Here is a 12904-nt window from a genome sequence, read left to right as displayed (position 1 = left end):
ATTGGGTTGATTTATTTGAGCCTGGTGGGATTACCACACAGAATAAGAACCGATAATTACAAAAAGATGTATATGATGAGGATTACTTTCCTTTTATTTTGCAGTATGTTATTGAGCTGGGGTGCTCAAGGACAGACGAAATCCGTTCAAGGGATGTTGAAAGATGACAAGATTCGTGTTGTCGCTGGAGCTTCAGTAAAATTGATTTCAGATCAAGATTCCCTAGTTACCAGTTCTTCGATTGCCGGTATATTTATTTTTAATAATGTAAAGGCCAGTAAGTTTAAAATTTCTGTTTCAAACTTAGGTTTTGAAAGATTTGAGCAGGAGTTTACTTATCCGGAAGGAGAGAATAAGTATATTATTCCAAGCTTTACATTAAAGCCGGCCTCAGAATTATTGGAAGAAGTGGTTATTGATGGCGTGCCTACTGTTGTTGTCAAAGGTGATACATTGGAATATACCATGAAGGATCTAAAACTACGAGATGGATCCGTGGCCGAAGATGCGTTGAAGAAATTGCAGGGAGTGGAGGTGGATAAAGACGGTAATGTTACGGCTCAAGGCGAATCCGTAAAGCGTGTACGTATTAACGGTAAAGATTTCTTTGGTGGTGATGTCAAAACTGCAACACAGAATCTTCCTGCCAATATCATTGAGAAAATGCAGATTGTTGATGACTATGGAGATATGGCTAATATAACGGGGAATAAAAATGGTGATTCGGAGAAAGTTTTGAATATCCAGATTGATCCCAAATATAACCAAGGCCATATGACAACTTTACGTGCTGGCTATGGTACAGAAGATCGTTATCAAGCAACAGGAATGTGGATGGGTATGAGAGAAGGAGAGCAGATTTCTATTTTGGGAAATCTTAATAATACAAATGCACCATTATTTGATTTTAATACTACTGGTGGGGGAGCTCGCCGTCAACAAGGTGGTGGAGGTCGTCGAGGTGGCGGTATGTTTGGTGGATCTGATGGCTTGACAAAATTGGGCTCAATTGGTTTGAATGCAAGGAAAGATTTTTCGGATAAGCTGACTGTTTATGGAAGCTATAGCTACAGTCATAGTGATAATACTACTTTGTCCGAGCAATTTCAAGAGATTACCTTGAGAGGTATCACGCAAAATGATAGTATAAAGTCAAACTCAAATAATATTGGTGCCAGTCATCGTTTCGAAGCCAACCTGGAATGGAAACCATCTACTAAGGATTATATTAAAATAACACCTCAGTTTGGATTTGATGATGGCGATGCGAATACAGTGACAAATTCGATTACTTTTAGAAATGAGGAATTTAATAATTCGCAAGATCAAAGTATTTTTTCAAATTCAACGGCCCCGCGTTATGGTATAAGTGGTTTATATAATCGTAAGTTGAATGAAAATGGCCGTAATATTTTCATGAATATGAATTATAATAACGCCAAAACAGATAAGGATCAAAATGCAATATTACAACGATTATTGGAAGATCCTAATAATGCTGATGCTTCTTTAAATTCAATCTACGAGAAAACTATCCAAGAAGCAAAAAATAAGAGTTGGAATGCGGGAGGTTCATTGAACTACACCGAACCTTTGTCAAAGAATGGCAAATTGGAATTTACATATGACTTCAATAAGAATAAATATGATAATTCAAACCAGCAAAAGGGGTATGATAGAGATGAAAATGAGATTCTTAACGATCCTAAATTGAACTTTGATTATAATTATGACTACTCGTTCACAACACATAGAGTTGGAGCTAATTATTTGTATAGTGGAGATAAAGTAACTTATTCGATTGGTGCGGCCGCGCAACCGTCTCAATTAAGAGGTAGTGCCTTGAGTTCAGATTTATCTGTACCTATTCATCGTAACAACTTGAATTGGATGCCAATTGCACGGTTTGAATATAAATTTTCGCGCCAATCTAATATTTCCCTAAATTATAGTGGATCAACAACTGAGCCATCAGTAACACAGATTCTTCCGTTTGATATGAGTACCAATCGTACGAGTATTGTTATGGGGAATGCGAATCTAAATCCCGAGTTTAATCATCAAATGAATATAAGATTTCGTAAAAATGATTTTCAGAAGGGAAATAATTTCTTTGCTTTTGTCAATGCAAACTTAGCAGAAAATAAAATTGTAAGTTTAAATAAATCATATTTGGGACGTTTAAAGAATAGTAATACAGGAGGAGTCGATACTACTTTAATTTCTGAGACGCGCTATCTCAATGAGTCAAATGATCATCCATTTGGAATTAGTTCCTTCTATCATTATGGTAAATCTTTGAAAGAAAAAACGTATAACATCATGTTGATGGGAGGAATTTCTTATAATAAAAGAATAGGCTATTCATCAACAGATAGTCTTGATAATATTGGTTTGAAAAATGTGTCTAGAAATATTGTATTCAATCAAGGATTAATGTTTCGATATAATCCTTCAGAAAATCTGGAGATTAATCCTGGAGTTAGGTATCAATATAATCATACTGAAAATTCATTAACAAATAGAACGACTAATATTTCATCTTGGACACCAACCTTAATTGGTTCTGTAAATATTACCCCTACCACAATTTTCGGGGCAGATTTGTCAAAACAATTCAATCAGGGGTATGGAGATGGTATAAATGCTAATCCATTTATCATCAATACTTATGTGGAGCAAAAGTTTTTAAAAGGTCAACGTGGAACAGTGCGCTTACAGGCATTTGACCTCTTAAATGAGCAAACAAATGTTTCCAGAACAGTTAGTGAATCTATGGTTGTCGATAGTCGTACTAATAGATTGGGACGTTACTTTATGCTATTATTCACATATAAATTTCAAAAATTTGCATTAGGTTCTCCGACAGGAGATGGTGGCGGTCATGGAGGCATGCGCCCGCCACGCATGTAAGCTTACCACCTACCTATCGAAAAACGAGTGGATAAAATGGTTCTGATTGTAAGATCAGAACCATTTTTTGTTTGGTGCTCTATCCCATCCACGTCATTTTTCGACTGTTATAGAATTCGACTGTTTTTATTTAGTTATTTTTGCCACTAAACGAATGCATTATGATCACATTTGAAAAATTAACGTCTGAAAATATTGATATCATTGTTGCTATGATGCAAGATTTTTATGCAATTGATGGATATGATATCGATCCTATTGTAAGCCGAGAAAATTTTAAAATTTTTCTTGACGATGAAAAGCTGGGGCAGTCTTGGCTAATTAAAGAAAATGATTTAGTCCTGGGGTATATTATTGTTGTTTATTTCTTTAGCTTTGAATTTAAGGGAACGGTAGCTTTGCTGGACGAATTATATTTAAATGCTGATGCAAGAGGCAAAGGTTTAGGTAAAAAGGCTGTTGAGTTTGTCAAAGAATATGTTCAGGACAAGGGCTGTAAATTGGTTCTTTTAGAGGTTGAACCACATAACTTACCGGCACAAAAATTATATGAAAGTCAAGGTTTTGGTTTTCATCCTAGAAATATAATGCGATATGGCATTAAAAATAATTAAATAGAATCTCCAAATTAATATATGGAATACGAAATAATACGCTTATCCAATGGTATCCGTGTGGTTTTTCAACCGCAAAACCTACCGATTACACATGCATGTATGTTAATCAATGCAGGGTCAAGAGATGAAAAAGAAGGTAAATTTGGCGTTGCACATTTTATTGAGCACCTACTTTTTAAAAGAACTGAACGTAGAAGTACGAATCAGATTTTAAACCATTTGGAAGCTGTTGGTGGAGATCTTAATGCCTATACGACAAAAGAATATACATGTGTACATGCATCATTTTTAACCCCCTATTTGGATAAAGCTTTAGATCTATTTGAGGACATCTTTTTTCATTCGACTTTTCCTGAGGAGGAATTGGATAAAGAGAAATCGGTTATTGTCGATGAAATGGCTTCTTATCTGGACAGCCCTGAAGAATCTATTGTAGATGATTTTGAAGATCTATTATTCAAAGGAGCTGGTTTAGGACATAATATACTCGGTCTTGAGGATCAATTGTTGGCACTTACAAAAAGCGATATTCATGATTTTATTCAGTCAAATTACGATACAAATGAAATCGTGATTTCGATTACAGGAAATTATACGGTTAAACAGGTCGAAAGACTTGCCAATAAAATTTTTGCATCCGTTGCTGAAAATAAAATTCAGCGGGAGAGGAATGATGTTGTTGCGGTTCCTGTATCGCATGTAGAGATTCCTAAACCAATTAATCAGGTCCATTATATGGTCGGTGCACATGCATATAGTTTTAGAGACGACCGAAAAACAGGTTTATTGTTATTAAACAATATGCTGGGAGGAATGGGGATGAGTTCGATATTGAATCTTTCTATTCGTGAAAAATATGGAATAGCTTATACCATCGAATCTAATTATACCATGTTTTCAGATTCGGGCTTATTTAGTATTTATTTGGGAACAGATGAAGAAAAGATAGAGAAAGCAAAAAAACTTGTTTTTAGGGAGCTTAATAAATTTTGTGAAAAGGAGATGAGTGCTGTACAGCTTCAGAAAGCAAAACGCAAATTTATCGGTCAGATCGCACTTTCAGAGGAAAACAGGATGAGCATGATCATTGCCGCGGCAAAGAATGTGATGGACTACAACCAGATCATTGAACTAGATGTTATTATTGATAAAATAAAAGCGATTTCAACGACAGAATTATTGGAAACATCACGGGAGATTTTAGATCCCGCTCGCATGACATCGTTGAGTTTTGTTCCTGAATCTTAGTGTTTAATTTTTTTTATTCCATAAAGGAATTTAAGAGATGCATAAACGGATTGACTGTATACGACTTCATGAATTAAATATTAAAGTAGAGGTAACGCGTACAGCTTCTGATATTGACTTTATGATATTGTATATAAAAGACAATTTATCTAAGTTTGTGCATTAGAACAGATAATTTTAAATATGAAAACAGCATATGTATTTCCTGGTCAAGGCGCTCAATTCGTAGGAATGGGGCAGGACCTGTATAATCTGAATGAAGAAACAAAAGCTTTATTTGAAAAAGCAAACGATATATTAGGGTTTCGTATAACCGATATTATGTTTGCAGGAACTGATGAGCAGCTGAAACAGACTAACGTTACACAACCAGCGATTTTCTTACATTCAGTGATCTTAGCGAAAGCTTTGGGAGATCAATTTCAACCTGATATGGTTGCGGGTCATTCTTTAGGTGAATTTTCTGCTTTAGTATCAGCGGGAGCTTTGTCTTTTGAGGATGGATTGAAATTAGTGTCACAACGTGCTAACGCGATGCAAAAAGCTTGTGAATTGGAGCCTTCTACTATGGCAGCGATTTTAGGTCTTGAAGATGCTGTTGTGGAGGATATTTGTGCAAAAGTAGATGATGTGGTGGTTGCCGCAAATTATAATTGTCCAGGTCAATTGGTAATTTCTGGCTCTATCGCCGGAGTGGATAAAGCTTGTGCGCTTTTGACCGAGGCTGGCGCTAAACGTGCTTTGAAATTAAATGTTGGCGGTGCTTTTCACTCTCCATTGATGGAGCCGGCTAAAGTTGAGCTACAGGCAGCAATCGAAGCGGTTGAAATTAACACGCCGATTTGTCCTGTTTATCAAAATGTGGATGCAAAGCCATATACAGATGCAACAACGATAAAAGAGAATTTGATCGCTCAGTTAACTGGCGCGGTACGTTGGACTCAAACAGTTCAAAATATGTTAGCAGACGGAGCAGAAGCTTTTGTCGAAGTAGGTCCGGGCAATGTGTTACAAGGTTTGGTGAAAAAGGTAAACCGTCAGGTACAGACTTCGGCAGCAAGTATTGCGGAGTAATTACTTTAAGAATAAATAGAAAAAGTCGCCCAAAGGCGGCTTTTTCTATTTATTACGGAATAAGATATAATGATCTTTCATGACTTGATTGACAAAATCATTAGGATGCATCGTTGATTTAACATCCAGAATGTTTTCTAGTTTCTGAGTAAGGGCTAAAAGAATATTGTAGTCTTTCCTTCTGACAGCGCCATCGTAAATCTCCTTTACCTTATTTGCATCTTGATCACTCAACTTGATTACTTGCGGAAAGATGATGTCTTTTTCTGATGGAACATCCTCAAAGATGGTCTGTTGTAGGTTTAATTTTGCTTTTAAACTAATGACAGATGTTTCAGCGGATAAATCGCCAATACGTTGTCCATATTTGGATAGGGCAATTGAAGTAATTGCAATCCCGCCCATACACATCCAAATATCAACCAGAGAAAATGTCCAACGGGCAAAATATTGATAAAAGTTGGCGCGGGTTCCGTCAATCTTAACCACTTTAATTTTCATGATTTTCTTTCCTATGCTTTGTCCTGACATTGCGGTTTCCATAACAAGAGGGTAGAAGAGAGCGGGAAGTGTCAATAATGATAGAATACCAAAGAATAACCAGGAATCCCCCATATTAATATGGAAAGAGTCAAGAATGACAATTATTAAGATATAATAAACAAGAATAATAAAGTAATCAATAGCAAATGCAATAATTCTAGAACCTAATGACGCTAAATTGTATTCTATTTTTACGTTCTGTGGAGTACTTATTAATAGTTTATTCATATATTTGAAATAGCCGGTTTAAAATTTATATTCATGAGAGAAGCATCATTCATCGAGCGAAATAAGGAAAAATGGTTGTCAATTGAAAATAATTTATCCATTCATGTTGATGTTAATCCCGATGAACTGGCGTCAAATTATATTGAACTCACCAATGACTTAGCCTATGCACAAACTTTCTATCCAGAAAGTAGGACAAAAGATTATTTAAATGAGTTGGCCATTTTAGCACATCAAAAAATATATAAAGATCAGAAAGCTTCTGAAAATAAACTTAAGCATTTTTTTTCATATGAAATACCTTATGCTGTTTGGCAAATGCGGCGGCCGTTGTTGTTTTCTTTTTTGATTTTTCTTTTGGCAAGCATTATTGGGTTTTTGTCTGCTCACTATGATGAAAATTTTGTGCGGTTAATTTTAGGAGATGCCTATGTCGATCAGTCCATTGATAATATCCGAAAAGGGGATCCTGCCGCCATTTATGCATCAGGGAATAATTTTGGATCTGCACTAGCGATCACCATTAATAATGTAAGGGTAGCTTTTTTAGCTTTTACGTTTGGTGTTTTTTTTAGTGTGGGAACGGGTTATATTCTTTTCTCTAACGGTATCATGTTAGGTGCATTTCATTATATGTTTTATGAATACGGGGTTTTACAAAAGGCGATGTCTGCCATTTGGATACACGGAACTATAGAAATTTCTGTTATTATCATAGCAGGAGGTTGTGGTTTAATGTTAGGTAATAGTTTCTTGTTCCCAAAATCATATAGTAGAATGGAAGCCTTTATTCGAGCGGCAAAATTATCAATGAAGGTTTTAGCGAGTACAATTCCATTTTTTATACTTGCTGGTACATTAGAGGGGTTTGTTACCCGTTACTATCATATTTCTATGACCATGTGCTTGCTGATCATAATAATTACATTGGTGATGATTTTATATTATTATATTCTACGTCCTTTTCAATTAGCTAAAATCAATCAATGGAAATAAATTTCGAATTTCAGAAGGAACGTAAAATTGGCGATTTTTTACAGAGTTTTATCGATTTGTTAAAAATTGTTTTGGGTCATTTTGTCGGAACAGTTTTTAGTGTTTCTATTATACCCTTGAGTATCACGACAATCCTCTATTACTATTTATCTACAAAAATTACATTTTCATCCGAAAGTGATTCCTTTGAAGATCTTAACGTGTACTTATGGGTAAGTCTTCTGTGTGTTACTATCCTATTATTAGGATTATACATTTACGGTATCTGCATCGAATATTTTATTTTATTGAAGAATCAAAAAAATACGGACTTTACAGGTCGAGATTTATTGAACGCATTTCGAAACCACATCGGTATGTACGTGAAGTTTTTCTTCGCGTCTATGTTGGTCGTCGTAATAATTGGTATTCCCGCGGGAATAGCTATGATTATTCTCATGTTTATTCCTTTGTTTGGCAGCTTTGCGATTGGAATCTTTTTTTCAATAATTGGATTGTGGTTTTTCTGCTCGTTCTTGTTTTATCGGGAAGGATATTTTTCTTTGACGACGACTTTTTTAGAGACATTTAATGTCATTCGAAAGAATATTGTTCAATATGGTATTGCCACTTATATTGTTAGTTTCATTTTTCAAGTAGTCATGATGATGTTGACTTTCATTCCAGGATTAATCATCGGGCTAATTTCCTATAATTTCTTGGAATTTGATAGCTCTTTTTTCGATGGATCTTTTGGGAAAATGTTAATGACCATAGGAGCGCTCCTTGTAACTCTTCTGACAATTTTTTTATATATGGGAGGTGTTCTGGCAAATGGGATCATCTACGAAACGGCGAAAGATTTTAAATATGGCGATCGTATCTATGCGATGATTGCAAATTTGGGAGGGAAAAATGATGAATAGATATTTTTTTGTTATTCTTTTATTTTTCACGACAGCTAGCTATGCAAATAAAGACTCTATGCGTATGGCTATGCCGAGCATAGATACATTAAAACAAAGTCGCGTCGATATTTGGAACAAGAATTTGTTTCAGGAAATTCCGAAAGATAATCGTGCTGCTACAGTAACGATTACAGATTATAAAAGTGTCTTGGATCGCTATCAATCCGAAGAGTTTATCTATTCTGAGAATATTAAAGATAAAATTGGTTTTTTTGATCGTTTAATGACCCGTTTCAATCGTTGGCTAAGCAGTTTGATGCCAAATTCTTCTTTTAATTATAATGAAGAGTTTTTCTATTTCTTAGGAATATTAGGTTTAGCGGTATTGATTTATATCTTTTATAAATTAATTTATTCAAGGGATAGCTTCTTTAGAAAAGACAATAAAGAGCCTGAAACAGAGGGTGTTCAAAATTTGGGGTATGTAGAGAAGAATTTGATGAATACTGATTTAAAGCCCTATCTCGTTGATTCGATTAAGGATAGAAATTATACACTCGCTATTCGTTATATGCAATTGTTAAATATTCAAAAACTAGCACATGCTCATGTGATCAAGTGGAAGTATAGTAAAACAAATAATGATTTTGCAAATGAAATTTCAGACTCAGTTTTAAAAAATGAGTTTATTAAATGCACTCGGGTGTTTGAATATGTTTGGTTTGGTGATTTTAATTTAACTGCTGCCGATTTTGAGCGTTATCAACAAGATTTTAAAAATTTTCAATCTAAAATCTCATGAAAGGCTCGTTAAAATTTAGCGTATTTATTTTTACAATTGTATTTGGTGTAATTGGTATCATTGACCTAACGAGTAAGAAACCTATTATTTGGGACAGAACATTTGATCAAAAAGATAAAAATCCCTTCGGACTTTATGTGACCCATGAAGAGCTTCCACATATGTTTGACAAACAGGCGAAGGTTATCGATATTAAAGAAGATCTATTTACCTACTTTGAATCAGACAATAGACTTAATGCTCCAAAAGAACAGCTGTTGTTTATTTCAGAAACGTTTGAAGTTGGTGATGCTGTTAATAATAGAATATTAAAATTCGCGACAAATGGCGGCAAAGTTTTTATTGCTGCCGAGCAGATCAATCAAAAATTATTAGATACGTTACAGGTTGATTATGAATACTTCTATGATAATCAAGATGATATTGAGGAAGAAATAAAAGTTGAGCTTACCCAAGATGGGATACCTATTTCTTTTAATAAGAGTACTTTGGATTATTCGTTCACCAAACTACCAAAGTCTGCAACGATCTTAGGTGGTTTGCGCTATAAGGAACATTTGTTGCCGAACTTTATTTCTTTGAAAATAGGTAAAGGGAGCATCATGTTACATATTACACCCGAGTTATTTGGTAATTATTATTTGTTGAACAATCAAAAGCAATATCAATATGTCGCCAGAGCTTTTAGCTATTTGGATGGACAGACTATTGGGTGGTATGATTTTAAGAGTAAATATAATGAATCGAAAACACCGCTTCGTGTTCTGTTAAATCATATGGGATTGAGACAAGCATGGTATTTACTGCTAGTCAGCTTATTATTGTTTTTAATTTTTAAGAGCAGAAGAGAGCAGCGCGCTGTTAAAACAGTTCTTCCAGAACCTAATTTGTCTAAGCAGTTCTGTGAAACCATTGCAACATTATATTATGAAAATGGTTCTCCGGAAAATATGGTTCACAAAAAGATTGATTATTTTTTACATGATATTCGCAAAAAATTTCATGTTGATACATTACTTATTCATGAAGAAGAATTTTTAGAGAACTTGTCTGAACGCTCTGGTGTATCAAAAGAAATAACAGCAGAAATGATTCAATTGATAACACAATACCAAAAAGGAAGTCATTTTACAGAACAGGATTTAAGAAATGTCAATACTAAAATAGAAGAATTTAAAGTTAAAGCAGAAATGTAATGAGTGAATTTGAAAAATATATGCCTTTTGAGAATCGTTTAGATTTGACGGTTCTATATGATAAAATGGCAGCTGTAAAAGCTGAAGTAAAGAAAGTGATTGTCGGTCAGGATCAACTCTTGGATATGCTATTGATTTCGATCCTAGCATCAGGTCACTCTTTGATTGAAGGTTTGCCTGGAGTGGCGAAGACATTATCTGCGAAATTGGTTTCAAAAACAATTGCTAGTGATTTCAAACGGATCCAGTTTACACCGGATTTAATGCCTTCAGATGTCACAGGTTCTTCTATTTTGGATTTAAAGACGAATGAATTTATTTTTAAGAGAGGACCTATTTTTGCGAATATCATCTTAATTGATGAAATAAATCGTGCTCCTGCCAAAACTCAGGCATCTTTATTTGAATCTATGGCCGAACGCCAGGTGACAGTTGATGGGGAAACTTATTTTTTACCGACCCCGTTTATTGTATTTGCAACACAAAATCCAATTGAGCACGAAGGAACTTATCGACTTCCAGAGGCACAATTAGATCGTTTTCTTTTTAAAATAGATGTTCATTACCCTGATCAAGAACAGGAGTTGTTGATTTTAAAGGAGCATCACTTACAAAAGGCGCAAGATAAAGAAGCGTTGGTTCAACAGGTCGTGTCTTCGCAAGAAATTGCTGATTTTCAGCGTTTGATCAAATCCATATATGTACATGATGAAATTTTGGTTTATATCGCTCATTTAATTTCTAAGACCAGAAACAATCCTAATTTGACATTAGGTGCATCACCTCGAGCTTCAATTGCTATTTTGGAATCTGCTAAAGCTTCAGCAGCACTAAATGGTCGTGATTTTGTCACCCCTGAAGATATTAAAAAAGTTGCTTTTGCAGTTTTAGGGCACCGTGTTATGCTGACTCCTGAGAAGGAAATGGAAGGTTTCACAACAGATTACATTATTGATCAAATCATTGCTAGTATAGAAATTCCGAGATAATGAAGAAGCTCAAACAACTGTATTTCACAAATCGATTTTTTTATGGTCTGCTGACCATTGCAACATTTTTTGTTATTTCATTTTTTGTGAAAGTGTTGTTTATTCCTGTAGCTATTCTTTTTTGGATCTTAACTGCCGTGATGATCTGGGATTTGATATTTTTATTTTCTGATAAAGGGAATGTTTCTGTGATACGGAATTATCCAGAAAAATTTTCTAATGGTGACGAAAACCCACTTATTATCAGAGCCGAAAGTCGTTATCCCCGTCGGATATTTGTTCGTATATTAGAAGAATTTCCAGTGGAATTACAGGTTCGAGATAAAGATTTTGAAATTACATTATCCCCTTTCTTAGAAAAGGAAATTCATTATAGTTTGAAATTGACACGTCGGGGAATTTATTCTTTTGGAAAATGTTGTGCTATGGCTCGTTTTTTGGGTTTTTTTGAAAGAAGGTTTGCAACAAATGATACCTTAAGCATTCCATGTTATCCTTCTTTTATTCAATTACGTAAATATCAGCTTTTAGCCACGACCAACAGGTTGAATGAAATGGGTGTTAAGCGTATTCGAAGAATTGGTGCAGCCATGGAGTTTGATCATGTGCGTGATTATGTGCAAGGAGATGATTACAGAAGGATGAATTGGAAGGCTTCAGCCAAAGTTAAGAAATTGATGATAAATCAATTTGAAGAAGAAAAATCACAACCCATTTATAGTTTCATTGATACTGGACGAGCGATGCGTATGCCGTTTGAAGAGATGACATTATTGGATTATGCCATTAATGCTACTTTAGTTTTATCAAATGCGGCTATTTTGAAACATGATCGTGCAGGTATGCTTACTTTTTCAAAAGAGATCGGTAATCAGGTTGTTGCAGAGAAACGTAATAATCAAATGATGCGGATTTCAGAGGCACTCTATCACATTCAAACCGAATTTCAAGAGTCTGAATTTGGCAATTTATATACTTACGCGAATAAACATATTAATAAACGTTCTCTTATCTTTATTTACACAAATTTCGAAACTTTGGACGCTCTTAATAGGCAGTTGGCTTATTTAAAAATGCTCAATCGTTCCCATATCTTAGTGGTTATTGTATTTCAAAATACAGAATTGGATGAACTCGCGAAAAGTTCGCCTCACAGGACGATTGAAATATATAACCAAATTATTGCTGAGAAATTCATTTATGAGAAAAATCTCATTATTCAAGAATTGCATAGAAACGGAATTCAAACAATTTATACAGCACCAGAAAATCTAACCATTAATTCGATTAACAAATACTTAGAGATTAAAGCACGAGGTCTTATCTAATCTGTCTGTGGAGATATTAAACTACCATATCATAAAAACACAGCAGGCCCATCATATGATGAGCCTGCTGTATTTATGCGTGG

At 34.7% G+C, this 12904-nt stretch carries 11 protein-coding genes; 10 read left to right on the top strand and 1 reads right to left on the bottom strand.

Annotation, left to right across the window (positions count from 1 at the left end; translation table 11 throughout):
• Positions 1–72 precede the first annotated feature (72 nt).
• The 4 genes from ACFS6I_RS19070 (at position 73) to fabD (ending at position 5852) form a co-directional block, all read left to right on the top strand.
• Positions 73–2913 (top strand): outer membrane beta-barrel protein, encoded by a 2841-nt coding sequence (locus tag ACFS6I_RS19070; RefSeq protein WP_380923024.1) that lies wholly within the window; start codon positions 73–75, stop codon positions 2911–2913.
• A gap of 161 nt (positions 2914–3074) precedes the next feature.
• Positions 3075–3527, top strand: coding sequence for a GNAT family N-acetyltransferase (locus tag ACFS6I_RS19065; RefSeq protein WP_132844382.1), 453 nt, complete (start codon positions 3075–3077; stop codon positions 3525–3527).
• 21 nt (positions 3528–3548) lie between these two features.
• A complete protein-coding gene (locus tag ACFS6I_RS19060) occupies positions 3549–4778 on the top strand; it encodes a M16 family metallopeptidase (protein ID WP_132844380.1) in 1230 nt (409 codons plus the stop codon).
• 183 nt (positions 4779–4961) lie between these two features.
• Positions 4962–5852: an ACP S-malonyltransferase gene (fabD, locus tag ACFS6I_RS19055; RefSeq protein ID WP_380923021.1), complete on the top strand. Its 891-nt coding sequence runs from the start codon at positions 4962–4964 to the stop codon at positions 5850–5852.
• A 45-nt stretch (positions 5853–5897) separates the two neighbouring features.
• On the opposite strand, the gene ACFS6I_RS19050 is transcribed toward fabD, so the two are convergent.
• Entirely contained in the window at positions 5898–6623 is a 726-nt protein-coding gene (locus ACFS6I_RS19050) for an RDD family protein (RefSeq protein ID WP_380923019.1), read from the bottom strand.
• 33 nt (positions 6624–6656) lie between these two features.
• Between ACFS6I_RS19050 and ACFS6I_RS19045 the strand changes: the two genes are divergently transcribed.
• From ACFS6I_RS19045 to ACFS6I_RS19020, 6 genes are read left to right on the top strand one after another with little or no spacing between them, the layout of a single operon-like run.
• Complete coding sequence (locus ACFS6I_RS19045; RefSeq protein ID WP_132844376.1) at positions 6657–7619, top strand: stage II sporulation protein M; 963 nt, start codon at positions 6657–6659, stop codon at positions 7617–7619.
• The gene (locus ACFS6I_RS19040; RefSeq protein WP_380923017.1) at positions 7610–8524 is read left to right on the top strand and encodes an ABC transporter permease; all 915 of its coding nucleotides are present in this window, start codon (positions 7610–7612) and stop codon (positions 8522–8524) included. Before ACFS6I_RS19045 ends, ACFS6I_RS19040 begins: the two co-directional genes overlap by 10 nt.
• Complete coding sequence (locus ACFS6I_RS19035; RefSeq protein ID WP_132769994.1) at positions 8514–9308, top strand: DUF4129 domain-containing protein; 795 nt, start codon at positions 8514–8516, stop codon at positions 9306–9308. The genes ACFS6I_RS19040 and ACFS6I_RS19035 overlap by 11 nt, the downstream gene beginning before the upstream one ends.
• Positions 9305–10504, top strand: coding sequence for a DUF4350 domain-containing protein (locus ACFS6I_RS19030; protein WP_380923015.1), 1200 nt, complete (start codon positions 9305–9307; stop codon positions 10502–10504). The genes ACFS6I_RS19035 and ACFS6I_RS19030 overlap by 4 nt, the downstream gene beginning before the upstream one ends.
• Entirely contained in the window at positions 10504–11493 is a 990-nt protein-coding gene (locus ACFS6I_RS19025; protein ID WP_021190716.1) for an AAA family ATPase, read from the top strand. Before ACFS6I_RS19030 ends, ACFS6I_RS19025 begins: the two co-directional genes overlap by 1 nt.
• Complete coding sequence (locus ACFS6I_RS19020) at positions 11493–12821, top strand: DUF58 domain-containing protein (protein WP_380923013.1); 1329 nt, start codon at positions 11493–11495, stop codon at positions 12819–12821. Before ACFS6I_RS19025 ends, ACFS6I_RS19020 begins: the two co-directional genes overlap by 1 nt.
• The last annotated feature ends 83 nt before the right edge of the window (positions 12822–12904 follow it).

It is taken from the genome of Sphingobacterium anhuiense, from assembly GCF_042686355.1.
In the GTDB taxonomy this organism is placed as follows: Bacteria; Bacteroidota; Bacteroidia; order Sphingobacteriales; family Sphingobacteriaceae; genus Sphingobacterium; species Sphingobacterium anhuiense.
The sequence above is the reverse complement of the archived record's forward strand: the minus strand, read 5'-3'. Positions and strand labels throughout refer to the sequence as shown.